This window comes from Roseateles saccharophilus, from assembly GCF_031458095.1.
GTDB classification, from domain to species: domain Bacteria; phylum Pseudomonadota; class Gammaproteobacteria; order Burkholderiales; family Burkholderiaceae_C; genus Pelomonas; species Pelomonas saccharophila_A.
Map to the genome: position 1 here is coordinate 695,491 of NZ_JAVDXU010000003.1, position 23,292 is coordinate 718,782.

A 23,292-nucleotide genomic window follows, 5' to 3' on the forward strand; every position below is an offset into this window, starting at 1 on the left:
TAAACAGCCACAAACATGCGCGAATGACGCCGATGCGTCGAGCTGTGCTGGTCAGCAGGGTGCGTGAAATGGGCCGCACTGTGGCGACCGCGACGTAAGCGTCGGCCAAACCCATCTTGAGGGCGGCACGTGCGAAGTAGTGCAGATTCCTATCCCCCGGCTGGGGATAAGAATCGTCAGGCCAACTGACGCGCCGCCAAAGCGCCGCGCACACGCCGCACGATCGGCCGCTCAATGAGCAGATGGACAACGTGGCACGCGATGACAGTCGCAAGACACGTCACCGCAACGGCAACGGCCGGCGGCTGCCCGAGCTTCTTGCCGAGCAACACAACCAGGGCCGGCGCGATGAACGGATGGAATAAATACAGCGAATACGAGCTGTCGCCCAGCGCCACGAAGGGCTTCGCAACGCGTCCCATCTGAAGCGCACCAAGAAGCAAAACGGCAGCGCAGAACGCCACGACCACTACAGGCGTCTCGCCGACCAGCCAGCCCAGCAATACCGCACAGCCGGCCATCGTTGCAGCCGCGGCGGTTTTGGGCGCCGCCGAAGAAAGCAGAGCGCCAGCCACCATGCCGGCGACGAAGTTGAGATTGACCGCGCTTGTGGCCACCTTCACGAAAGCAGACTTGTCTTCGATCAAGAGGCCGACCACCCACAAAGCAACGATAGCTCCAGGCACCCAAATGACGGGCCTAAGCCGGGCCGACAAAGCGCCGGCAAAAAGGAGGTAGAAGAACACCTCATGGAGCAAAGTCCAGCCCACGCCGTGCATCGGCCTTACCTCGCCTGCAGCGTTGAAGTAAGGGATGAAAAGAAATGACTTCACGGCGTTCGCGGCCTCGAAGTGGTTGTGGTTGACCACCGCAGGCGCCGCAAGTGCGACCGCCACCTTGACAGCCGTTGCAAGCCAGTACAAAGGCACGATGCGCACGAAGCGCCGTAGCAAGAACGTCTGGGCGCCCTTTGGGTCAACCGGGAGGCGCGTCGTCGATAGCACCATCACCAGGCCACTGATCGCGAAGAAGATCGGAACCCCAATCTCGCCAAAGTGCCACACCCCAAGCCCGCTGCCGATGCGCTCTGCCGCATAAAAGGTGGTGTGTGTGATGACCACCAAGAACGCGGCAACAAACCGGGAAACCTGTACAAATTCACTGCGCTCGACATGCATCTCTTACCTCTGAGCAGGCGACTCTAGCGGTTGGTCTTCCTTACACCAACATGCTGTTGAGCACCGTCTTGAATCGCCCCGGGGGGCGGTTCAGTCAATGTCTGGTTGATAGTCGTCCGTACCCGCGCCGGCACGCGTTGCCTGAGTCAAGCTCCGTCCCTTCGATTGTTATGCGCTGCCGTCTTCGGCCATAAACATTCTTCTGGAATTCAACAGCTAGGCCGTGCGGTGTGGCGGCTCAGGGCCGTTGCATCGCGCGCAGGAAGCGTTCGTAGTCAGCGAGCACTGCTGGCCAGGTGAAGGCCTGCGCGAAGCGCGCCTCGCTCGCCGCCCGCATGCCCGCCAGCGCCGCACCATCGGCCAGCAGGCGGTCGAGCAGCTGCGCCAGCGTGTCGACGCTGTCGAAGTAGGCAGCACCCTCACCGGCCACCCAGCGATTGAAGCGGTTGTCGTGTGCGATCACCGCGTTGCCCGCACCCAGCGCTTCCACCAGCGAAGGGTTGGTCCCGCCGACGCGGTGCCCGTGCAAATAGGCCAGGCTGTGACGGCGCAACGCCTGGACCGTGGCGGTCTCGTAGATCGCACCCAGAAACCGCACCTCGGGCCCCGCTGCCGCCTTTACCGCACGCTGATACGGATGGCTGTCTCGGTAGTTGCCCAGCACCGCCAGGGTCACGCCCCGCGGCCGCCGTGAGAAGGCGGTCACGACCTCCAGCACCGAGTTCTCGGGTTCAGGCCGGGCGATCAAGCTCAGGTAGCGCCCGGGTTCCAGCCCGAGCGCCAGGAGCGGCGCCACGTCGACGTCGTCACCCACGCGGTCCGCGCCATAGGGAATCATCTCTATCTTGCGCGCCGCAGTGCGTGTCTCGAGGTGGCGGGCGATCTCTGGGTGGTCGGCTACAAGTCGATTGCCGAGCCAGCTGCCGGCCCAGTCGTTGAGCCAGAACCAGGTCTTCGCCATGGCGCCCCACTTGTCCCGGGCCCACTCGATGCCGTCCATGTTGATGGCGTTGGGAATGCCGCGCAACCGCAGCAGCGCGCAGAACACTGCGGTGTTGTAGCCCAGGGTCAGGCAGGGGTCGCGGTGACATGCCGCGTGCAGCGTGGCCTTCCAGTCGAAGACCACGGTGCTGGCCGCGCCATCGCCTTCGACGCCGATGTGAACGCGCTCGACGCCGTTCCAGCGATCTTCCCAGGGCGCGCTGCGGCCTTCTTCCTGGCAGTAGACGATGACACGCCAGCCGCGCTCGATCAGATACGGCGCCAGCCGTTCGGCAAAGGTTTCGAAGCCGCCATGGGCGGCGGGCACCCCGCGGATGCCAAGGATGCGCAGGGTCGGTTGTGTGTTCATTGTCGTTGCGTGGCCTGAAGCCTGTCATGCACCTGCAAGGCGTAGGACGCCACAGAAAAATGGTCGAGCTGGCGCTGCTGCGCTGCTGCGCCGAACTGCGCGCGCAACGCTGGCGACAGCACCAGCCGCTCAAGCGCCAGCGCTAGCGCCTCAGCGTCGCGCGGCGGCACCAGCAGGCCGGTGACACCGTCAGCGACGATCTCGATCAGTCCGCCGTGCGCGGCCGCGACCACCGGCTTGCCGAAGGCCATCGCCTCGATCGCGACCCGGCCGAAGGGTTCGGGTTCGGTAGACGGCACCACGGCGATGTCCGCAGCCGCCCATACCGACTCGACGTCGGCGCGAAAGGGCTGCAGCGTGATCGCGTCCGCCGCGCCCGACCGGTCCACGGCTTCGCGCAGAGCGGTCTCGAAGTGCTCCTGGCCGGCGAAAGCCGAGCCCACCAGCGCCAGCCGCATGGCCCCGCCGTAGCGGCGCCGCAGCGCGGAGAAGGCGTCGACCAGCAGTCCCTGGCCCTTCCAGGCGTTGACGCGGCCGACCATCACGATCAACACCTCGTCGGGCGCCGCGCCGAGCGAACGGCGGGCCGCCGCCGCATCCGGTTGCTGCGTCGGCGCGTCGTAACCGTTCCAGACGCGGACGTAGCGCGGATCACTGCCGGCGCGGGGGCCGGCAATCCACTGCAGCGTCTCGTCGGAGTTCGCGATCACGGTGTCGGCCAGTGCGCTCACGACGCGACGGTAGGCAGTGGTCAGCCGCGGCGACGCCGCCAGCAGCTCGCGAACATGCCAGACATGCGGCACCCGGCGCCTCCATGCCAGCAGCGCCCCGCCAAACACGGCCAGGCTGTTGGAATAAATCACGTCGAAGCGGTGCTCGCTGTGCAGCCGGCCGAGGAAGCGCATCGCCTGCACCATTTCCACCGCCGCGCCGAACAGGCCCGAAGGCGACAGCATGCGGCTCTGGACCTTCCCAACATTGCCCACCACCACCTCGGCGCCGGCCTCCTGCAGCTCAGCCACGAGCGGGCCGTGCTCGGGCAGCGCGACCGTGAACCGCTGGGCCGCCGGGCGCCGGCGCACCACTTCCAGCAGCGACTTGTCCGAGCCATACAAATCAGCCGACGAGTGCACGGCCAGCACATGCGCCGCCCTCATGCCGCCGCAGCCAGGCGAACCGCCTCGCCCACTGCCTCCATGCCGAAACGCCGCCGCGCCGCGTCGCGCGCCGTACGCAGCGGAAGAGGCGGTGGCGCATCGAGCGCGGCCACCAGGGCGTCAACAAAGTCGTCGCTATCTTCAGCCACCCGCACCGCGGCGACCACGTCGGCCGGCAGCCCGCGCACGCCTTGGCGAGTGGTGATCACATGAGCATCCGTCATCAACATGTCCATCAATTTAAGTTGCACGCCGCTGCCCGTCAGCACTGGGTTGACCAGCACGCGCGCACCGCGCAAATGTGGCTCGGTGTCAGGCACATCGATGCGGCCCTCGACGCTGGCATCGGCTTGCGCCAGCATCTCCTGGACATGGGGCGACGGCTTCGAGCCAACGATTGCAAGTCGCGCGCCCGGCCGGCGCGCGAGCACGCCCGGCCACACGTCCTGCAGCAGAAACTCGACGCCGCGCACATTGTTCGGCGTCGCGAGGTTGCCAACGAACACCACGTCGCCCGGCACCGCCGCACCGCTGGCCGGCTCCACGGCGGTCTGTGGCAGCGGTGGCAGCCAGTGCAGACGCTGCACGCCGGCCTGCCGCCAATGGGCGAGGTCGTCCAACGAGATGTCGAACACCGCCGCCGCGTCCTCCATCAGCCGGCGCTCCCAGCGCGCCAGGCCAATGCACACCAGACGCCAGGCGATCCGGTCCCGCAGGCGCACCGCCACCTGCGCCTGCTTCCAAAGATATTCATGTTCAATGTTGTGCGAGCGGTAGGCGAAGGGCACGCCGCGGCGGGCCAGGCGTTGCGCGACGACACCGAACCAGGGGCCCTCCAGCCAGACCAGGTCGGGTTTGAAAGCGTCCAGCCGCGGCGCCAGCACGGCCCACTCGGCCGCATCGGGTACCCGCATCGCGGCATGCCAGGGCAGCCGCCACGCGCCGGCGAGCTGGCGCAGCGTGCGCCAGGCGCTGCGCTTGAGCGGTAGCCCGAAGCGCCCGCTGACGACAGCTTCGATGGTCGCATGAGCGGCCGGCAGCGGCTTCGCCGGCCCGTCGGCCTCCTCCGCATGGACGAGGAACACCTCGTGTCCGAGCGCACGCAGCGCCAGGATGCGCCGCCACACGTCGGCGCGGCCGCCCCGGTATGCCGGGAAGGGAATGTCGGGTGCGAGCACGGCGATCCTCACGGCCTGCTCCCCCCGTTGCGAGCGTCGACCCGCATCACCAGTACGCCCCGCCTTCGACGACGCGGAAGTCCTTGGGCCGGTCTTCCTCGGCCGGGTAGACCCAGTGTTCGTTGAAGTGGCGCGCAATCTCGTCGTGGTCGGTTTCCCAGCGCTTGCCCTTGATGCCGAACAGGAGCTGCGTCTGGCCGCCCAGGTGAACACCCTTCTTGCCGAGGCGCTTGGCATGGGCGGCCAGCGGCAGGCCGTAGGCGCCGCAACCGATGATCGCCACGTCGAAGTCGGTCGCCGCCATCTGCGCCTTCATGTGGTCGAGCGCGTCGAACCAAGTCTCGAACGCCGTCTTCGTGTTGGCGATGGACTGCACCGCCTTGATCGTCTGCAGCTCGAATTCGGGCAGCACGTCGGGGTTGCCGAACAGCTTTGCGCGGCGCCTGTACTGGCTCGCGATGGTTTCGGCGAACGGGTGCACCACCAGCACGCGCTTGCCCGCCAGCACGCGGCTCCACGGCTTGTCGTGCATGTAGGGCTCGAGGTCGCGGAAGCGCACCTTGCGCGCTGGCGCAAGCAGGTCGCGGAACACCGCTTCCTGCTTGCACCAGGTGCCCAGCACGTCCACCTCCCGCAGGTCGTCGCACATCAGCTCGACGAAGCGGCGCCCGAGCGGCACGCTGGCCGGGAAAAAACCAGCGTTCGCGCAAAGCCCGCGGAGCAGCCCCTGGTGCATGCCGATGTCACGCACCAGGTCGTCGCCAGTCGCCAGCTTGAAGGCGTTGCCCGAGGTGAGCTCCGTGCGGGTCGCGGCCATGCAGTAGAGCTCCACCGTGCCGATGCGGCAGATCATGCTGGGCTTGGCGGCGGCCAGCTCGTCATGGATCAGGTCTGACGCCGACTGCCCGTAGGCCACGCCGGGGAAGCGCATCGGGTCCCACGCAGCCAGCGTCAGGTCCGTGCATGCCGGGTAGAAGGTGCTCTCCAGGCCTCGGCGTTTGCGCATCTGGCGGCCCGTGACGCGCAGCAGCTGCACGACGCGCGCGGCGATGGGGTGAAGGTCGGAATCAGCTCTCATCGGGCCGGTCGGAAGTGGATGGGGGCTGGGCCTGGCGCGGCATTTGGTCGAAGAGCCATCGCAGATCAGTCGCAAACGCTCACGGCCGCATACGTCGCCATGGGGGATGCTTCGGTGCAGCGGGCCGCCTTTGCGTCCGCCGCCGCCGCGCCGCTGCGCACCACCCGCAACGCGCGCGCCGCCGGCGACGCGGCACTGCGCTGCGCGCCCACCCGGCCCGTGTTGTCGACGGTAGCCAGCTGGTAGTTGCCGCTGCGCTCGACGTTGTCGGCCCAGGCGTTCTTCGGCCGCTCGGCCATCGCACCCAGCTGCTTGTCGTCGGCCGCGTCGATCTTCGGTTTTCCGCGCACCGCGACGGTGTTGCCGACGACGCTGTTGTTGTACGCGTTGTGCAGGTAGATGCCCTGGTTCGCATCGACGATCACGTTGCGTTCAACATTGACGTCGTTGGCGAACTCGTCGAGGTAAATGCCGACGAAGTAGTCGTTCACGCCCAGCTTCACCGAGGTGTCGCCCCCCACGCCCTCGATCACATTCCCGCTGATCTCCGACCGCGGGCGCCGGTCGTCAGCATTGCGGCGCCAGGTGTAGATGGCCGCGCAGTCGCTCAGGCGCAGGCAGCTATGGCGCACCTGGTTGTTGCGCACTCGCGCGTCGGCGGCGATGCGGATGCCGTGGTAGGCCGAACGGTCGACCTGGTTGTCTTCCACCACCGAGGCATCGGTGCGGTGAGCGTTGATCGCCGCCAGCACCGGGCGCGGGCCGCCGCTGACGTACATGCCAGCGCCCGCCACGGTGTTGCCGCGCACTTGGGCATCGCGCACCTCGGCGAAGAACACCGCGTCCTGAGCGACGTCCTCGATCCGGTTGCGTTGCACCAGCGCCTGGCGCGCGCCGGCCACGGCGATGCCATTGCCGTAGGCACGCCGGATGGTCACATCCTCGATCGTGACCAAGCCATCCAGCCGGACGTTGATCGCGTCGCCCCCGGCAGCGTCGAAGACCAGCCCGCGCACCGTCAGCGAACCGCGCTTGCCCGCCACCTCCAGCAGCGGCCCGCCCGTCACGGCCGACAGCCGCGCATCCGGCGCGACCTGCACCGTCAGCTGCTGGCTGCTGGCGTCCCACACCCAGCCGCGCCCGCCTTTGAGCATCCAGCGCTTGCCCGTGAGGACCAGCCCGGTGCGCGGTCGCAGCGCGTACTCCAGCGGCTTGTCGAGTTGGCCGTCGTCGCTGAGCACGGCACGCTCCTCGATGTACCACTCCTCGGTGCGCGCCAGCAGCCGGGCGCCGGCCAGCGGCTTGCCGGCCAGTGCGGCCAGCGTCGGCAGCCGGCGCTTGTCGCTGGCGTCCGTGTTGGCCGGCACAATCAGCGGCCCTTCCGCCGGGAAGCGGCCCACGGGCAACGGTTCGTCGTTGACGAACACCTGGACCACCGGCGTCGGCTGCGCCAGCTCGAGCAGGCCGTCGCGGTTCGGCGCCGGCAGTGGCTGGCGCGGGTCAAGCACCGGCTCGCGACCAGGTCGGCAATCCCCGTAGCTGCCGATGAGCAGCGCACCGCCGCCGCGGTCATCCAGCCTCAGCCGTACCGGGCCAGTATGGCGCTCGCCGCAGTGCAGCAGCACGCGATCGCCGTGTTGGAGCCGCAACTGCTCAAGGCGGCGCAGGCTCGCGAAAGGCCCCCGGCTGCCACCGGCGGGCGCCTGGGCCAGGCCGTCGTAGCCGTCATCGCCGTTGGCCGGGGACACGTGGTAGTCGATCGCCAGCGCGGGTGCCGTAAACAGGCTGAGCCCCAGGCCAAGCAGGAAACCGTGCAACCTGCAGGGCAACGCCCACAGCCTCGCCGCGCGAGTGCTCGCGCCACGCGTATTGCGACCTCGGTTCATGCGACCTCCTGGCCGCGCAGGCGGCGAAGTTTCAGCTTCACCCGCAGCAGCAGATGGCCCAGCAGCCAGCGCCAGCGCGGGCTGCAGTGGTGGGCGCGCACGCGGTCGCGCTCGATTTCGCTCTTCTGCGCTGCGGCCACATGGGCGCCGGCATCGTGGAACAGGGCCACGTCGCGCGGCACATAGCGCAGGCCGGCGCCGGTTGCGACGACCCTTAGCAGCCAATCGAAGTCAGCGTTCCAGCGGTAGGCCAGGTCGAAGGGGGCCACCTCGGTGAAGAAGCGGCGGCGTGCGATCAGGGCCTGGTGGCAGAGGTCGCCGTAGACGAGATTGCCGGCGGTGACCCAGTCGAAGCGCTTGCGGCGCTGGCCGTTGTCGCCGAAGTAGACGACGTCGCCGTAGACCACGCCGTCGCCGGGCCGGGCCGCGGCCACCAGATCGGCCAGGGCGCCCGCATCGGCGAGCCGGTCGCCGGCGTTCAGGAAATAGACCCACTCGCCGCGCGCCAGGCGCACGGCCTTGTTCATCGCGTCGTAGATGCCGCGGTCGGGCTCGCTGACGAAGGCATCGGGCGACTGCGCCGCGCACCATTCGGCGCTGCCGTCCTTGGACGCACCGTCCACCACCACCCACTCATAGTCCACGCCGCGCTGGGCGCGCAGCGACGCCAGCGTCTCAGGCAGCACCGCCATCGCATTGAAGCTGACGGTGATGACGGAGACCTGCGGGGTGGGTTTCGTTGTTGCTGAATTCATGCCGCTCATGCCTACAAAGCTCGTGCCGGCAAGCGGCGATACAGCTCGAGCAAATCAGCGACACGCAGCGAAGTGTCGGCCGACTCGCCGCCAAGTTCTTCAAGGGGGGTGGGGACGCTGGACACCAATCCTCCGACCAGCGCGTCAAGATCGGCGAACAGCCGAAGCTGGCCGGGTGCGCCGTAGCGCACCAACTCGGGCGTTCCGCCCCGCGCGAGCGCATAGCAGGGCAGGCCGACGCGCAATGCCTCGAGAGTAACCAATCCAAAGGCCTCTTCCCACAACGAAGGAACGACCGCGGCCGAAGCGCGCGACAGAGCTTCGAGCACTTCGGATTGATGAGCGTGGCCATGCCAGTGGATGCGAGCACTGCAGAGCTGGCGCAATTCGTCGCGGCGAGGACCGTCGCCATAGATGTGCAGTTCCCAACCTTCGGGCAACCGCGGCGCAAGCCGATGCACCAAGTCGACGATGCCCTTGGCGCCATCGAGGCGTCCCGCCACCTGAAGGCGGATTGGCTGGCCAGGAATGCGACGCGCCCTCGGCAAACGCCCCTCGTCAACAAAGTTGTGCATCACCTGCGACTTGCCCATGTCGGCATTAGGAACGGCACGCACGAAGTTGTCGCGCAGGAAGTCGGTGACGAAGATGACTGGGTGCTGCTGGAAAGCGCGCGCGGCTTCATCGCGGTAGCGACGCACCGCCATCGCCGAAATTGCCGTGCGGACCGGCCCTGGCGACGGATGGGCGCATTGGGCGCAGACTTTGGGGTCGAGCGCCTCGCACATGGCACCGGCACGGAAGCGCATGTGGGTGATGCATTCGCTGCCCTGGTCATGGCGGGTCTGGATGAAGGGTAGGCCAGGCGGCACATAGGCCCCCACCATGGGGTGGTGGCCGTGGTAGTGCAGCACGTCGAAGCCCGGCGCATGGGCGACGATGGCCTGGGCGATCTGTCGGGCGAGGTAAGGCCGCTTCCAAGGGTTGAACAGGCCCATGGGGCCTTCTTTCCAGCCCTTGACGGGGTCGGCGAAGCCGGGAATGAAAGGGCCGTTGAAGCCCACCTCGGTCGCACAGTCGGCATAGGCCGGCTGGCTGCGGCCCATCAGGCTGACCTCGTGGCCCGCGGCCAGCAGCGCATTGCCCAGGGCCACGACGTGCTTGCCCAGGCCACCGAGCTGCGGGGCCGGAATGTTTTCGCAAATCAGCAGGATCTTCATGTGCTGCCCATGCCCGTCAGGCGGCGCAACCGGCCGGCCACCGCGGCGCGGTGCCCCGGCTTGATGACAAAGGCCCAGCCCGCGGCGGCATGCAGCAGGGCCACGAGGGCGGAGGCGGCGATCAGCGGCAACCAGCCCTGGGCGGCCCAGCCGCGCAGCGCCCAGCCCGCCACCGCCCCTGGCAGCAGCGCCAGCGTGGGCACCAGCGCGGCCTGCTTCAGCCAGGCGCCGAGCGGAAAAGGCAGGGAACGGCCATGGGCATAGGCAATGAAGGCGGCGCCCAGCAGCAGCGAGCCGGCTACATGCGCCCAGGCCGCGCCGACGATGCCGGCGTGCTGCACGCCGACGGCGATCAGCGCCAGGCCGAGCAGCGCGCGCGTGACGGCGAACAGCCCGCTCACTCGCGGGTGGCCGAGGCCGTCGTTGACAAGGGAGGGCACGTGGGTGAGCGAGTCGAACCACTGGGCGACGGCCATGAGGCTGAGGATGGTGGCGCCGGTGGCAGCGAAGCCCGGGCCCATCCAGACGGTCAGGATAGCTGGCGCCAGCAGGGCCAGCAGCAGCGCCAGGGCGCCGTTGAGGAAGCAGAGGTAGCGCGAGGCGCTGAAGTAGACGGCCTGTAGCTCGCCCATGCGGTTCTGCGCGGCGAGCTGGCTGGCGTGCGGGAACATCACCGCGGCCAGACGGAACAGCAGGGCCATGACGCGGTTGACCAGCGTGGTAGGCACCGCGAAGAGCGTCAGCGGGCCGGCCCCGACCATGGCGCCGATGATGAGCTTGTCGCCGTGGGAATAGGTCAGCGCGGCGAAGCGACTCAGGAAGGCGAAGGCGCTGAAGGACAGCATGGCGCGCCGGGTGTCGCCGTCGGGCCGGGCCCAGCGCAGCTGCATGCGTCGCATCAGCCAGAACAGCACGCCCAGGCCCTGCACGATGCTGAGCACGATGCGCAGCCAGATCAGCTCGACGAGGCCGCCGCCGAGCATCAGCAGCGTAACGGTCAGCAGCGGCAGCAGGATGCCGAAACCGGCCTCGACACTGCCGGCGAGGTCGTAGCGCGACAGTGCGCCGGGCAGGCTCTGCAGGTAGACCTGCACTTGGCCCATGAGGAAGCCGAGGGCGGCCCATTGCAGGGCGCGGATGGCGTCGGCCTGCCGGGCCGGGCTGACCTTGAACACCTGGGTGGCCAAGGGCTCGGCGAAGGCCCACAGCGCCGCGCCGCCGACCAAGCCGAGTCCAAGGTAGATCAGCAGACCGAAGGTCACGGTCTGGTGCACCTGACGCTGCGCACCCTGGGCATGGTGCTGGGCGACGAACTTGGTGGACGCCGCCGTCACGTTGATGTCGATCAGGGCGAAGTAGCCCATGATGGACGTGACGAGCATCAGCAGGCCATAGTCCTCCTGGCCGAGATGGCGCACGACCACCGGCACGGTGAGCACGGCGAGCAGCGCCGGCACCGCCGCGCCGAGCAGGTTGAACCCCGCGCCGCGCATCAACCCCACGGGCCTACCCATGTTTGTTGGCGGCGGCGACCGCGAGGTAGGGCAGCGCCAACACCAGCGCCAGCAACTGCATGGTTCTGAATTCGATGACCGGCGTGCCGAACAAGAAGTTGGGCAAGCTGAACAGCCCCGCTGCAGCGCCCGCCAACAGAAGGCCGCGCTCGCGCGGCTCCAGGCGCGCACTGTTCCTTGCCACGAAGCGGAAGAAGCCGGCCGCCACAAGCACCACGGCAGCAACGCCGATCAGCCCGGTCTTCAGAGCGATGTGAAGCACGCCGCTGTGCATCCAGCCGAAGTCGCCCCGGTGCCAAGCCAGGTCGGAGAAGCGGAAACCGTCATAGCGGCCCCAGGCGCCGAGGCCCCAAAGCGGGCTCTCGCGCACCGACAGGAAGGCGGCGTAGAGCTCGGCGAAGCGGCCGGTGGTGAAGCTGAGGCTGCCGTGCTGGAAGATATCGGGGAAGGCCTTTTCCAGCAGGCTGCCACCGGTAGCGCCGCCGTGGCTTGCGGACGTGGCGCTGCGCTGCACGAGCTTGTAGATAATGAGCGGCAGGCCGGCGAATACATAGCTGCCGAGCAGCCAGAAGCGATGCACGCGCTTGACGCTGAAGGCAAGCAGCAACAGCGCCAGGGCCAGACCAGCCCAGGCTGTTCGCCGGTAGGAGAAGACGACGATGAAGAGCTCCAGCAGCACGACGAAGATGTAGGCCGAGCGCTGCGCCAACGTCTGCGCCTGGCCGCTGAGCAGCCGCCAGGCGGCGACGAACAGCGCGATGGTCGCGAGCAGGGAGTCGTTGATGTCAAAGAAGGTGAGGCGGACGTCGATGCGCTGGAAGTTGGCGTAGAAGTTGGCCGGGTCGCCGCCGAGGGCGACAAAGCGCGCCAGGCCCCACAAGCCACGCAGCACCACCACCAGCAGCAGCAGGTTGATGAAGCGCTCCAGCGGCTTGCGCTCGGCAAGGCAGGTGGTCACCGCATAGAAGGCCAGCATCAGGTTGAAGACATTCATCAAACCCGAGGGCGACAGCAGCTGGAACCAGTACACCTTGGGCAGGGCCATGCCGACGACAAGATTGCCCAGCAGCAGGGCACCGAAGATGTAGACGGGTAACTTGAGGTTGTGAGGGGCGGGCGGCAGCGTGCCCAGGCGGCGGATGACGAAGGCCTGCAGAGCCACGCCGAACAGCAGCAGGTTGATGAGCGAGAAGAAGAAGGTGCCGACGCCGCGGGTGTAGAAGTTGGACCCTGCCGTCGTCTCCACCAGTCCCCAGGAGGCGTTCGGGAAGCAGAACAGGAAAACGAAATAGAACATCACCCACAGCGACGCCGAACGAGACCCGACCACCACCCAGGTGACCATCATCAGCGGAATGACGATGGCCACCACCCAGGGCAGCGCGAGGAAGACGTACTGGAGGATCTCGTTCATCGGCTCAGGAAGTCTGCATAGGCCAGGGCGATGCCCTCGCGCAAGCCGGTGCGGGCTCGCCAGCCGCGGCTGGCCAGCAGGCTGACGTCCATCAGCTTGCGCGGGGTGCCGTCGGGCTTGCTGGTGTCGAACACCAGTTCGCCCTGGAAGCCGACCACCTCGCAGACCAGCTCGGCGAGCTGGCGGATGGTGACGTCCTCGCCGACACCGATGTTGGTCAGCACGTCGTCGGCGCCGGTCTCCATCAGGTGGACGCAGGCGTCAGCCAGATCGTCCACGTAGAGGAACTCGCGCAGCGGCGTGCCGGTGCCCCACACGACGAGCGCCGTGTCGCCGCGCGCCTTGGCCTCGTGGGCCTTGCGGATCAGCGCGGGCAGCACATGGCTGTTGGCGAGGTCGTAGTTGTCGTTGGGGCCGTAGAGGTTGGTCGGCATCGCACTGACGTATTGCCGGCCGTACTGGCGGTTGTAGCTTTCGCAGAGCTTGATGCCGGCGATCTTGGCGATGGCATAGGGCTCGTTGGTGGGCTCCAGCGGGCCGGTCAGCAGGCTGTCCTCGCGCAGCGGCTGCGGCGCGAGCTTGGGGTAGATGCAGGACGAGCCGAGGAACATCAGCCGCTGCACGCCCGCGAGATGGGCGCCGTGGATGAGGTTGGCCTCGATCATCAGGTTCTGGTACAGGAACTCGGCGCGGAAGACGTTGTTGGCCTGGATGCCGCCCACCTTGGCCGCCGCGATGAAGAGGTAGTCGGGCCGGTGCTCCTGCAGCCAAGCGTGCACGGCACGCTGGTCGAGCAGGTCGAGCTCCTGACGCGATGCGGTCAGCACATTCGTGTAGCCACCGGCCTGCAGCCGGCGTACCAGGGCGGAGCCCACCATGCCGCGATGGCCGGCGACGAAGATGCGCGCATCCTTGGCAATGCTGCTCATGCCGCGCTCACTCGTTGTAGTCGTAGGCCTGGAAGCCGGCGAGCTTGACGAGGCTGTCGCGGCGTGCGGAGGTGTAGTCGGCCTGCACCATTTCGGCCACGAGTTCCTTCAGCGTGGTCTTGGGCACCCAGCCCAGCTTCTCCTTGGCCTTGGTCGGGTCGCCCAGCAGCGTCTCGACTTCGGTCGGGCGGAAGTAGCGCGGGTCGACCTTGACGATGACGTCGCCGACCTTGCACTTGGCCTTGTCGCCCTCGACCTTGGCGACGACGCCGATCTCCTGCTCGCCCTCGCCTTCGAAGGCGACGGTGATGCCCAGCTCGGCCGCCGCGAACTCGACGAACTGGCGCACGCTGTACTGCACGCCGGTGGCGATGACGAAGTCCTCGGGCTCGTCCTGCTGCAGCATCATCCACTGCATCTCGACGTAGTCGCGGGCATGGCCCCAGTCGCGCAGGGCGCTGAGGTTGCCGAGGTAGAGGCAGTCCTGCAGGCCGAGCGCGATGCGGGCGATGGCGCGGGTGATCTTGCGGGTGACGAAGGTCTCGCCGCGCAGCGGACTCTCGTGGTTGAACAGGATGCCGTTGCAGGCATACATGCCATAGGCCTCGCGGTAGTTCACCGTGATCCAGTAGGCGTACATCTTGGCCACCGCGTAGGGGCTGCGCGGGTAGAAGGGCGTGGTCTCCTTCTGCGGGATCTCCTGCACCAGGCCGTAGAGCTCGGAGGTGGAGGCCTGGTAGAAGCGGGTCTTCTTTTCAAGGCCGAGGATGCGAATGGCCTCCAGCAGGCGCAGCGTGCCGATGCCGTCGGCGTCGGCCGCGTACTCGGGCTGCTCGAAGCTGACCGCCACATGGCTCATGGCGCCGAGGTTGTAGATCTCGTCGGGCTGGGTTTCCTGGACGATGCGGATCAGGTTGGTGGAGTCGGTCAGGTCGCCGTAGTGCAGCTTGAAGCGCTGGTTGTCGACATGGGGGTCCTGGTAGAGGTGGTCGACCCGGTCGGTGTTGAACAGGCTGCTGCGGCGCTTGATGCCGTGCACCTCATAGCCCTTGGACAACAACAACTCGGCGAGGTATGCACCATCCTGGCCGGTCACGCCGGTGATCAGCGCGATCTTTTTTGAACTGCTCATGATGAAGGTTGAAAGAGTCAACTGGCCAACGCGCTGCCAAACACCCTCAGCCGCGAGGGCTGGGGCATGGCGGCGCGCATGTCGGCGATGAACCGCGCCTGCTGCCGGTAGGCAGCCTCGGCGTCGGAGTCGATGCTGGAGACTCGCACCAGCATGCCGTCGGGAATAAAGCCTTGCATGCCATAACGCAGCTGGGCGATCTTTTGCTGCTGGCCGCTGATAGCGATGTGCTCGCCGACCACGAACCAGAAAGTCACGGGTTCGTAGCGCTGCGCCAGCTTGGCGGACATGTGGCGCACCGGCATGGGCTGGCCCGCGCCGACATCGATGGCGGCGTCCTTGTTGGAGAGGATCTCGAAGCCCTGCGTCGGGTAGCAGACGTCGGGGCGGTGGGCCCGGGTCGCGTCGGACTGGTCGCCGCCATAGGCCACCGACAGCATGATGCGTTCGCCCGCAGGGCCGACGTAGGTGCGACTGACGGTCTGCGCATAGAGCGTCTTCAGCAAGGCTTCGACGTCGGGCGAGATGATGGTCACGGGCATGCTGGTGTCAAGGCGCCAGTTGCCGAAGGCGGGCGGAAACAGGGTTTGGAGGTCGACCTTGGCGTGCTGGTCGGCCAGGTGCTGGGTGGGCTTGGCGACATGGGCCAGCCCGGAGGCCGACACCAACAGCAGGGCCGCGAGCAGGGCGCGCAGGCGCACGGGCGTGATCAGGGCGCTCATGCCGGCTTCCCCTTGGCCGCGCCACGCTCGGGCTTGAAGAAGAGGTTGAGCAGCTTGTCGACCAGCAGCATCAGCATCAGCGCCAGCATGAAGAGCACCATGCCGGCGAAGCCATGCACGAAGCCCTGGCCAGCCGCATCGCCGAAGAAATAGGTGACCAGCACCAGGATCATGACGCGGCCGATGTTGGCGCAGAAGGCAATGGGCACGAGGGTCAAGGCCAGCGTGACATTGCGTGCCACCGAGGTGTAGCGCATCAGGTTCATGTACAGCATGCCCAGGGCCTCGAGCGTGAACATGGAGTTCAGGCCGGCGCAGGCGTCAGCCACCAGCAGCTGGTACTGGCCCACGGTCAGCGTGACACCGGAGCGGCCGACCGGCAGGCCCAGCCCATAAAGCAGGTTGCTCGCCACATAGGACACCGCCATCTTCAGCGGCGCCGTGACGGAGGCGACCAGGGCCTCGGGCAGAGGCACCATGAAGATCATGAAGAAGAGCGGAAACCAGATCACGCGCAGGCCGCGCCAACCCTTGAACAGCAGGGCCAAGCCAGCCAGCATCCAGATCTGGGAGCCGATGGAGAAGATCCAGATGTCCTGAGAGCGACCGACGACGTAGAGCAGGCTGCCCAGCAGCAGCACCACGGCGGCACTGACGCCGGCCGGGCGGCTCGGCAGCTCAGCCAGGGTATGGCGCAGGTTGTAAAGCAGCCAGAGGCTGACGACGAAGATGATTGGGCCGTGGCCCTGCTCGTCGGTGCGCCAGATCGTCCGGCTCAACTCGAGGTACTCGGGCGCATAGGCCGCCAGAAGGCCCACCAGCACCAGCACGACGGCGGGCAGGTCGGCACCCGCAGGGAGCAGGCCCTGACGTTCAGAAGGCAGCGCAGACATCGCGTTCGCACTCATTCAACACCCCAGTGCAACTGCCGTGCCAGAGGCAGCCGATGCGCCTCATCAGAATTCGTTGACGACGGCGCCGAGCAGTTGCACCGAGCTGCCGGCCAGGCTGGCCACCAGGTCCTGCAGGGCCGCGACCTTGTTCTCGTGCTTGCGGGTCAGCACCAGGGCCGCGCCGCACTTGGCCGCCACAACGCAGCCGTCGGCACCCTGGGATGCCGCTGCGGTGTCGATGACGACGTGGTCGAACTTGGCCGCCAGCTCGCGCACCAGAAGGCCGAAGGCCGGGCGCTCCAGCAGCTCCAGCGGGTTGGGAGGGATGGGACCGCAGGGCAGCACGAACAGGCCGGCGACGCCCTCGACGGATTGGATGACCTGGGTTTCGGCCCGGCCGGACAGCAGCGAGGACAGGCCGGCGGCGTTGCTGATCTTGAACACCTCGTGCTGGCGCGGGCTGCGCAGGTCGGCATCGACAAGCAGGGTGCGGCCGCCAAGCTGGGCCAGCGACACGGCGAGGTTGGCGGCGAAGAAGGTCTTGCCGTCGCCGGTGCCGGGGCTGATGACGGCCAAGCCCTGGCGCACCGCGTCGGGGCGGTTCCAGCGCATGACGACCTGGCTGCGCACCGCACGCACGGCCTCGGCCTGCACCGAAAAGGGCTGCGTCAGCGCGACCAACTCGGGGCTGGCGTCACGGCGCTCGGCATTGGCCAGCGGGTAGTGGAACTGCTGAGCGAGGGCATTGAGCACGTCGTCGGGGCTGGCCAGCCCCAGGGCGACGGCGGCTTCACCGAAGCGCACGCCATGTTCACGCTGATAGCTGAGGACCCGTTCGACCTCGGCGGCGCTGAGGTTGCGCGCGTCGCGGATCAGGTCACCAATCGAACGGGCGGCGTGCAGATCGGCAGTGGCGTTCACGGAAGCTCCAGAGATTGCGGCATTCATGGGACTCAGGCTGCCTTGCCGGTGCCGGGCATGTGCCCGAGCAGGCGCTGTTGCATCAGATTGGCCTTGGCGGCCCGGCCGAACAGGCGGCGCGCGTTCGGCGATGGCAGCACGCCGATGATGGGCAGGGCCACGGCCTGAGCCACGTCTTCGGCGCTGCGGACACGCCGGTCCATCATTTCCATGCCGACGACGACGCTCAGCGCCAGCAGGGTGCCGAGGAAGATGGCCACGATCATGTTGAGGACGAGCTTGGGCGAGGCCGCATCGACCGGCGGCACGGCCTGGGACAGCACCGACACATTGCTCTGCGTGGCCAGGCTTTCGAGCGTGGCCTGGTTGAGGCGGGCCATGATCTGGTCGTAGGTGCGCTGGGCGTTCTCGACGTCGCGCACCAGCACGGCGCCGTCATCGCGCACGGCCTTCATCTGCAGCACCTTGGCGCGCTGGGCCTCGAGTTGGGCCTTGATTTCGCCGGCTCGCTGCTGATTGATGCTGTTGGAAATGCCCAGCGAACTGCCGACCTTGGCGGTCTCGCTGTCAATGCGAGATTTCAGCTCGGCCAAGTTGGCACGTGCCTCGATGACCTGTGGGTTCTTGTCGCCAAGCTTGGAAGTGAGTTCCTGCAACTTGGCCTGCAGCCGTGCCTGGTCGGCCTTGAGCCCGGCGATCAGCGGGTTGTTCAGCACTTCCTGCATGCTGCTGGAACCGGCGCCCCGGGCAGCGGCTTGACGACTCACGGAATCAGAAGCCAGCGACTGCAAGGCGACGAATTGAGACGACAGCTCGCCCAATCGCGCATTCTCGACGTCAAGACGCTCGTCGGTGGCGATGATGCCCTTCTCCTTCTGGAAGTCGGACAGCTTGCTTTGCGCCTTTTCAAGCACATCGCGTGCTTCCTTGGCTCGCTGATCGAAGAAGGACGAGTACAGGCGCGCCGGCTCGACGCGCATCTCGATGTTGGTCTCGAGATAGGCCTGCACGAAGGCGTTGGCCAGCACCGCAGCGAACTTGGGGTCGGCTGCCTTGTAGGAAACCGTGACGACGTTGGACTCTCGCGAGGGCTTGACGTCCAGGTTTTTCTGGAACAGCGCGTTCAGCCACTGCTCGATGGAGCCCTCGCCGTTCGTCGCGGTCTGCCATTGCTCACGGATCTGCGGGTTCTCGTTGAGCTTGAGGTTGCGCACCACCTTAAAGGCCACGCGGTCGCTCTGGATCACGTCGATCTGCGTCGCGATCAGGCTGGGATTGACACCTCCCGCATAGAGGACCGCCGCCAGGGGGTCGGGCTTGCTCGAGTCGATGACCACCGACGCCGAGGCCGTGTAGCTCTTGGGCCAGACCAGGCTGAGCACCAGAGCCAGCAGGACGATGCCGGCAAACACGCCGAGCGCCATCTTGTAGCGCGCACGCAGGATGGCCAGAAATTGCACAAAATTCATCGCTGCATCCCTATCAGAAGAGGCTTTCCTTGACGTAGACGACATCCCCATCCTTGAGGCTGTCGTCCATGCCCGGCTGCATCACCTGCACCTTGCCCTCGGCCGACTTGCGGTGCACACGGATGCCGCGCTCCGTGCCACGTTGCGTCAGGCCACCACCAGCTGCGAGCGCCTGCATGACGGTCATACCGCGCTCCAACCTCATCGGCCCAGGACGCTGGACTTCGCCATAGATATAGACCAGCGGCGCGCGGTCCACCCACAGCACGTCACCGTTCTGGATCAGCACATCATTGGGGCGGCCGTGCTCGGCGCTGGGGCCGAAGACGCTGGGCAGGTCGATCTCCAGGCGGAAGGGCTTGCCGGCGCGGGTGCCGCTGAGGACGAGGATCTCGGCACCGGTGGTGGCAACGCCGCCGGCGTTGGCGAGCAGGTCGGTCACGCGCATGTCCGCCGTCTCGATGGGATAGCGGCCGGGCCGGTTGACCTGGCCCAGCACGCTGGCCTGGTTGCCCTTGACCTGCAGCAGCACCAGAGTGACCTGCGGCGACTTGACGAAGTTGCCGTTCTTCAGGCCGTCGGCGATGAGCTTTTCGGCAGCGCTGACACCCAGGCCGCCGATACGCACATTGCCCAGCAGCGGATAGCTGACGACACCGGTCTCCGAGACCCGGGTCTCGAGGGTGAGGTCGGGGTTCTGATAGACCACGATGCGGACGACGTCGCCCGCGCCGAGGCGGTATTCAGGTGCAGCCGCGGCCACTGCGGTGGCGGAGACGCCGGCCTGGGCCTGCGCCCCGAGGGCAGCCAGGCCAAGGGTGGCGGCGATGAACAGTTGAGCAATACGCATCTTCATTTCAGGCCCATGCCCTTGGAAATGGAAGCAGGATCCAGGCCACTGGCGGCCGGAGCGGGTGCCGCGGCGGGCGCGACGATGTCGGAAGCAGAGGGCAGCACCTGCGGCACCACACCCCCAGGCGCCGAAGCCGCCTGAGCGAATTTGCCCACGTACTCGATCTTGGAGCTGTCACGCAGCGCCTTGATGTCCTTCTGCACGGCCTCGCCCTTGCGCTGGTTCAGCAGGAAGGCTTCGATGGCCGGGCGGGCGCGGGCTTCGTCGACGGGCTGGCTGCGCGAGCTGACGAGGAAGAGGACGGTGATGCCGTTGGGGCTGGGGCTGACCATGGAGTCGCCGTCCTTCATCTTGGCAATGGCGTCCAGGCCGGCCAGCGGCAGCTGCTCGGCGGCGCGCACAGCCTGGTTGCCGTTGAAGCGGATGTCGGCGGACTTCAGGTATTCGGCGAACTCGTTCAGGTTCTTGGCCGCCGCCAGCTTGGCGCGAATGGCTTCGAACTGCTCGGGCCTGGCCTCGATCTGCAGTTCCTGCAGGCTGTAGATGCGGCGGTCCTTGAACAGCGCCGGCTTGTCGTTGTAGTACTTGGTGATCTCGTCGGCGCTGGGCTTGGCGACGCTCTCACCCACGCGCTCGGCATAGGCCCTGGCGATGATCTCGCGCTTGGCGTTCTCGATCTGTTGCACGACGCGCGGGTCGCGGTCGAGCTTCTGCTCCTGGGCCTTCTGCACCGCGAGTTCCTGATCGATCAGGCGCTCCAGCACCTGGCGGCTGGCGGCTTCGGCCTGCTCGGGCTTGAGGCCGGGCTGGCGCTGCAGCACGAAATTGATCTGGTGGACGGTGATCTCTTCCTTGTTGACCTTGGCTGCCGTCTGGGAGGCCTTGTCGCCCTTGTCACCACCGCAGGCGGTCAACAGCGCCACCGCTGCAACGACCGCCAACAACAGGGGAGCACGGTGCTTGTTCTGTTGGATTGCCATCTGAAGAAGGTCCTTTTTATGCAGAGGAAGGGCACCCGCCCCAAGGAGCGAACGAGTGTAGCGGCGCGATATGTCGCTTCTATGGGGCCCACGACCCCAGAACTGGGTTCGTCGGCAGCTCGCGGTTAGAGCATTTGCAAGCGGGAAGTTCCCAGATCCCCCACGTTCTTGGGGGATGGTCGGGATGAAGTGAGGATGACGCCTCCCGACGTCATCCGGTACGAGGTGCTCGGCATCCGGTATTCGGGCCGAGCGCTGGGCCGCTCCCGAGCCGGCCCACTTTGGCGATGTGCTTGCGGCTCGATGCCGCAAGCATCGCCGTCCCCCCGGGGGACCGGTTGGGCCGGCCCGCGTTCAGCGCGGCCGGACCAGACGAGGGGCTAGCACTTGATCCCAGCATGCAGCGCCACGATGCCGGCGCTGAGGTTGTGCACGTCCACATGGCCGAAGCCGGCCGTCTTCATCATGGCCTTCAGCGTGGCCTGGTCGGGGTGCATGCGGATGGATTCCGCCAGGTATTTGTAGCTCTCGGCATCGCCGGCGAACAGCGAGCCCAGCTTGGGCAGGATGTTGAAGGAGTACCAGTCATAGGGCTTCTTCAGCGGCTCGGCGATCCTGGAAAACTCCAGCACCAGCAGGCGCCCGCCCGGCTTGAGCACGCGGCACATCTCGGCCAGGGCCAGGTCCTTGTGCGTCATGTTGCGCAGGCCGAAGGCGACGCTGACGAGGTCGAAGCTCTCGCTCTTGAAGGGCAGCTTCTCGGCGTCGGCCAGGCTGGTGGGCAGGATCAGGCCTTCGTCCAGCAGGCGATCGCGGCCCTGGCGCAGCATGGCCTCGTTGATGTCGGTGTGCACGACGACGCCGGTCTCGCCGACCTTGCGGGCGAAGGCGCGAGACAGGTCGCCCGTGCCGCCGGCGATATCCAGCGCCCGCTCGCCCGGCTTCAGGTTGGCGACCTGCACGGTGTAGGCCTTCCAGGCCCGGTGCAGGCCGGCCGACATGAGGTCGTTCATCAGGTCGTACTTGGACGCGACCGAGTCGAAGACGCCGCGGACCTTGCTGGCCTTCTCGTTCTCGTCGACGGTGCTGAAACCGAAATGCGTCTGCGTCATGGAATTCAATGTGAGTGGCAGGATCCGCCGGCCTTGACCGGCATCGCGTCGTCGCGGCTCTTGCCGGCGGCGGCCAGGCGGGCTTCGTAGTCGCGCCACAGCGCGTCCTGCTGGCTGCCGAGCTTGTGGAGATAGTCCCAGGAGAACAGGCCGCTGTTGTGGCCGTCGCTGAACTCGGGCCGCACGGCGTAGTGGCCGACGGGCTCCAGGGCGGTGATGACGACGTCGCGCTTGCCGGTCTGCAGCGTTTCCTGGCCGGGGCCGTGGCCCATGACCTCGGCCGAGGGGCTGTAGACGCGCATCAGCTCGAAGGGGATGCGGAAACGCGCGCCGTCGTCGAAGGCGATCTCCAGCACGCGGGACTGCTGGTGGACGGTGATCTCGGTGGGCGCAGGCATGCTGTCAGTGTAGGCGCCTGCCTCAGAGAACCAGATAGGTCGGCACGACGCCGTCCTTGGGCCTGACCTGCGTGAAACGCGCAGCCAGGCGCGACTGCACGCTGATCGGCAGCGGCGCGAAACCCGTGCCGCGGGTCAGGTCGTCGCCGTGCATGAAGCACCAGTAGAGGTATTTCAGGGTGGGGCTAGCCTTGTTGGCCGTGGCGGGTTCGGCGTCGACGAGGACGAAGCTGGTCAGCGTGATCGGCCAGGTCTCGTTGCCGGGCCGGTCCAGCAGCGTAGCGAGGTCGTCGCCCTGGCGGTGCATGTCGCTCTCCAGGATGGCGGCGCGGAAGCCCGCTTCGGTGGGCTGCACAAACTTGCCGGCGGCGTTGCGCAGCTTCACGGCGGCCAGCTTGTCGCGCAGCACGCGGTCGTAGGAGACGTAGGCGATGGATCCCGGCGTCGCCCGCAGCGTCTGCACCATGCCGTCATTGCCCTCGGCCTTCAGCGGCTCGCCGGGCCAGGCCGGTGCCTGGCTGGCGCCGACCTCGGCCTTGAAGGAGGCAGACACGCCGGCCAGATAGCGGCTGAAGCCGTCGCTGGTGCCCGACTTCTCGGCGCGCACGACGCGCTTGATGGCCAGGGCCGGCAGGGCGATGCCGGGGTTGAGGGCGGCGATGCGGGCGTCGTTCCAGAGCTTGACGCGCCCCATGAAGATCTCGGCCAGCACCTCGCCGTCCAGCTGCAGCGCGGCAGAGCCCGGCAGGTTGACGACCGGCACGACGCCGCCCACCAGCATCGGGATCTGCACCAGCTTCTGCCTGGCCAGCTCGGCCGCCGGCAGCGGGGCATCGGTGCCGCCGAAATCCACCTTGCGGGCGCCGATCTGCTTGATGCCGTCGCCCGAACCCGTCCCCTTGTAGGCCACGCTGCCACCGCCGGCCTTCTCGAAGGCGCGCGCCCAGGTGTCGTAGACCTTGGCGGGAAAAGTGGCGCCCTGCCCTTGCACGGGCTGGGCGATGGCGGCGGCGGACAGCAGCAGAGGGGCCGCGAAGGCCAGGATCAGGCGCGGGAGGACGGGCATGGCCAGGAGTTCAAAACTTGGTGAAAACCCGCAATCATGCCCTGTGTCTTCCGATGAGGCCGGTAGGCGGGCGCTCTAATCTGCTG

General features: G+C 67.2%; 21 protein-coding genes. All 21 read right to left on the reverse strand.

Annotated elements, in window-relative coordinates:
- Window positions 1-176 precede the first annotated feature (176 nt).
- The 21 genes from J2X20_RS22130 to pstS all read right to left on the reverse strand — a co-directional run bounded on the left by J2X20_RS22130 (window position 177) and on the right by pstS (window position 23,206).
- Window positions 177-1,178 (reverse strand): acyltransferase family protein, encoded by a 1,002-nt coding sequence (locus J2X20_RS22130; RefSeq protein WP_310269585.1) that lies wholly within the window; start codon window positions 1,176-1,178, stop codon window positions 177-179.
- 238 nt (window positions 1,179-1,416) lie between these two features.
- Window positions 1,417-2,529, reverse strand: a complete 1,113-nt coding sequence (locus J2X20_RS22135) for a DUF1972 domain-containing protein (protein ID WP_310269588.1) — start codon at window positions 2,527-2,529, stop codon at window positions 1,417-1,419.
- Window positions 2,526-3,671: a glycosyltransferase family 4 protein gene (locus J2X20_RS22140; RefSeq protein ID WP_310269591.1), complete on the reverse strand. Its 1,146-nt coding sequence runs from the start codon at window positions 3,669-3,671 to the stop codon at window positions 2,526-2,528. Before J2X20_RS22140 ends, J2X20_RS22135 begins: the two co-directional genes overlap by 4 nt.
- Window positions 3,672-3,682: 11 nt before the next feature.
- A complete protein-coding gene (locus J2X20_RS22145) occupies window positions 3,683-4,876 on the reverse strand; it encodes a glycosyltransferase (RefSeq protein ID WP_310269594.1) in 1,194 nt (397 codons plus the stop codon).
- Window positions 4,877-4,910: 34 nt separating this feature from the next.
- Window positions 4,911-5,900, reverse strand: a complete 990-nt coding sequence (locus tag J2X20_RS22150) for a GT-D fold domain-containing protein (RefSeq protein WP_310269598.1) — start codon at window positions 5,898-5,900, stop codon at window positions 4,911-4,913.
- 107 nt (window positions 5,901-6,007) lie between these two features.
- Window positions 6,008-7,828 (reverse strand): right-handed parallel beta-helix repeat-containing protein, encoded by a 1,821-nt coding sequence (locus tag J2X20_RS22155; RefSeq protein ID WP_310269601.1) that lies wholly within the window; start codon window positions 7,826-7,828, stop codon window positions 6,008-6,010.
- Window positions 7,825-8,583, reverse strand: coding sequence for a glycosyltransferase family 2 protein (locus J2X20_RS22160; protein ID WP_310269603.1), 759 nt, complete (start codon window positions 8,581-8,583; stop codon window positions 7,825-7,827). The genes J2X20_RS22155 and J2X20_RS22160 overlap by 4 nt, the downstream gene beginning before the upstream one ends.
- Window positions 8,584-8,594: 11 nt before the next feature.
- The gene (locus J2X20_RS22165; protein WP_310269606.1) at window positions 8,595-9,803 is read right to left on the reverse strand and encodes a glycosyltransferase family 4 protein; all 1,209 of its coding nucleotides are present in this window, start codon (window positions 9,801-9,803) and stop codon (window positions 8,595-8,597) included.
- Entirely contained in the window at window positions 9,800-11,296 is a 1,497-nt protein-coding gene (locus tag J2X20_RS22170; RefSeq protein ID WP_310270015.1) for a lipopolysaccharide biosynthesis protein, read from the reverse strand. The genes J2X20_RS22165 and J2X20_RS22170 overlap by 4 nt, the downstream gene beginning before the upstream one ends.
- Window positions 11,297-11,309: 13 nt before the next feature.
- Window positions 11,310-12,731 (reverse strand): O-antigen ligase family protein, encoded by a 1,422-nt coding sequence (locus J2X20_RS22175; RefSeq protein WP_310269609.1) that lies wholly within the window; start codon window positions 12,729-12,731, stop codon window positions 11,310-11,312.
- Window positions 12,728-13,660: a GDP-L-fucose synthase gene (gene fcl, locus J2X20_RS22180; protein WP_310269611.1), complete on the reverse strand. Its 933-nt coding sequence runs from the start codon at window positions 13,658-13,660 to the stop codon at window positions 12,728-12,730. The genes J2X20_RS22175 and fcl overlap by 4 nt, the downstream gene beginning before the upstream one ends.
- Before the next feature lie 7 nt (window positions 13,661-13,667).
- A complete protein-coding gene (gene gmd / locus J2X20_RS22185) occupies window positions 13,668-14,792 on the reverse strand; it encodes a GDP-mannose 4,6-dehydratase (protein WP_310269613.1) in 1,125 nt (374 codons plus the stop codon).
- 17 nt (window positions 14,793-14,809) lie between these two features.
- Window positions 14,810-15,514, reverse strand: a complete 705-nt coding sequence (gene epsI, locus J2X20_RS22190) for an exosortase-associated protein EpsI, B-type (protein ID WP_310269615.1) — start codon at window positions 15,512-15,514, stop codon at window positions 14,810-14,812.
- Complete coding sequence (xrtB, locus tag J2X20_RS22195; RefSeq protein ID WP_310269618.1) at window positions 15,511-16,407, reverse strand: exosortase B; 897 nt, start codon at window positions 16,405-16,407, stop codon at window positions 15,511-15,513. The genes epsI and xrtB overlap by 4 nt, the downstream gene beginning before the upstream one ends.
- A 63-nt stretch (window positions 16,408-16,470) precedes the next feature.
- On the reverse strand, window positions 16,471-17,328 hold the full coding sequence (locus tag J2X20_RS22200; protein ID WP_310269620.1) for a polysaccharide biosynthesis tyrosine autokinase: 858 nt from the start codon (window positions 17,326-17,328) through the stop codon (window positions 16,471-16,473).
- 32 nt (window positions 17,329-17,360) lie between these two features.
- Window positions 17,361-18,797: a chain length determinant protein EpsF gene (gene epsF, locus J2X20_RS22205; protein ID WP_310269622.1), complete on the reverse strand. Its 1,437-nt coding sequence runs from the start codon at window positions 18,795-18,797 to the stop codon at window positions 17,361-17,363.
- Between the two features lie 13 nt (window positions 18,798-18,810).
- Complete coding sequence (epsE, locus tag J2X20_RS22210) at window positions 18,811-19,653, reverse strand: polysaccharide export protein EpsE (RefSeq protein ID WP_310269624.1); 843 nt, start codon at window positions 19,651-19,653, stop codon at window positions 18,811-18,813.
- Window positions 19,650-20,630, reverse strand: a complete 981-nt coding sequence (locus J2X20_RS22215) for an EpsD family peptidyl-prolyl cis-trans isomerase (protein ID WP_310269627.1) — start codon at window positions 20,628-20,630, stop codon at window positions 19,650-19,652. Before J2X20_RS22215 ends, epsE begins: the two co-directional genes overlap by 4 nt.
- Before the next feature lie 380 nt (window positions 20,631-21,010).
- The gene (gene ubiE, locus J2X20_RS22220; protein WP_310269630.1) at window positions 21,011-21,742 is read right to left on the reverse strand and encodes a bifunctional demethylmenaquinone methyltransferase/2-methoxy-6-polyprenyl-1,4-benzoquinol methylase UbiE; all 732 of its coding nucleotides are present in this window, start codon (window positions 21,740-21,742) and stop codon (window positions 21,011-21,013) included.
- A 5-nt stretch (window positions 21,743-21,747) separates the two neighbouring features.
- On the reverse strand, window positions 21,748-22,140 hold the full coding sequence (locus J2X20_RS22225; protein ID WP_310269633.1) for a gamma-butyrobetaine hydroxylase family protein: 393 nt from the start codon (window positions 22,138-22,140) through the stop codon (window positions 21,748-21,750).
- A gap of 22 nt (window positions 22,141-22,162) precedes the next feature.
- On the reverse strand, window positions 22,163-23,206 hold the full coding sequence (gene pstS, locus J2X20_RS22230; protein WP_310269636.1) for a phosphate ABC transporter substrate-binding protein PstS: 1,044 nt from the start codon (window positions 23,204-23,206) through the stop codon (window positions 22,163-22,165).
- Window positions 23,207-23,292: the final 86 nt, after the last annotated feature.

Bases quoted from the DNA above. Each gene is read 5' to 3' on its own strand.
- J2X20_RS22130 (WP_310269585.1), bottom strand. From the start codon at position 1,178: ATGCATGTCGAGCGCAGTGAATTTGTACAGGTTTCCCGGTTTGTTGCC.
- J2X20_RS22135 (WP_310269588.1), bottom strand. From the start codon at position 2,529: ATGAACACACAACCGACCCTGCGCATCCTTGGCATCCGCGGGGTGCCC.
- J2X20_RS22155 (WP_310269601.1), bottom strand. From the start codon at position 7,828: ATGAACCGAGGTCGCAATACGCGTGGCGCGAGCACTCGCGCGGCGAGG.
- J2X20_RS22160 (WP_310269603.1), bottom strand. From the start codon at position 8,583: ATGAATTCAGCAACAACGAAACCCACCCCGCAGGTCTCCGTCATCACC.
- J2X20_RS22165 (WP_310269606.1), bottom strand. From the start codon at position 9,803: ATGAAGATCCTGCTGATTTGCGAAAACATTCCGGCCCCGCAGCTCGGT.
- J2X20_RS22170 (WP_310270015.1), bottom strand. From the start codon at position 11,296: ATGCGCGGCGCGGGGTTCAACCTGCTCGGCGCGGCGGTGCCGGCGCTG.
- J2X20_RS22175 (WP_310269609.1), bottom strand. From the start codon at position 12,731: ATGAACGAGATCCTCCAGTACGTCTTCCTCGCGCTGCCCTGGGTGGTG.
- fcl (WP_310269611.1), bottom strand. From the start codon at position 13,660: ATGAGCAGCATTGCCAAGGATGCGCGCATCTTCGTCGCCGGCCATCGC.
- gmd (WP_310269613.1), bottom strand. From the start codon at position 14,792: ATGAGCAGTTCAAAAAAGATCGCGCTGATCACCGGCGTGACCGGCCAG.
- epsI (WP_310269615.1), bottom strand. From the start codon at position 15,514: ATGAGCGCCCTGATCACGCCCGTGCGCCTGCGCGCCCTGCTCGCGGCC.
- xrtB (WP_310269618.1), bottom strand. From the start codon at position 16,407: ATGTCTGCGCTGCCTTCTGAACGTCAGGGCCTGCTCCCTGCGGGTGCC.
- epsF (WP_310269622.1), bottom strand. From the start codon at position 18,797: ATGAATTTTGTGCAATTTCTGGCCATCCTGCGTGCGCGCTACAAGATG.
- epsE (WP_310269624.1), bottom strand. From the start codon at position 19,653: ATGAAGATGCGTATTGCTCAACTGTTCATCGCCGCCACCCTTGGCCTG.
- J2X20_RS22215 (WP_310269627.1), bottom strand. From the start codon at position 20,630: ATGGCAATCCAACAGAACAAGCACCGTGCTCCCCTGTTGTTGGCGGTC.
- ubiE (WP_310269630.1), bottom strand. From the start codon at position 21,742: ATGACGCAGACGCATTTCGGTTTCAGCACCGTCGACGAGAACGAGAAG.
- J2X20_RS22225 (WP_310269633.1), bottom strand. From the start codon at position 22,140: ATGCCTGCGCCCACCGAGATCACCGTCCACCAGCAGTCCCGCGTGCTG.
- pstS (WP_310269636.1), bottom strand. From the start codon at position 23,206: ATGCCCGTCCTCCCGCGCCTGATCCTGGCCTTCGCGGCCCCTCTGCTG.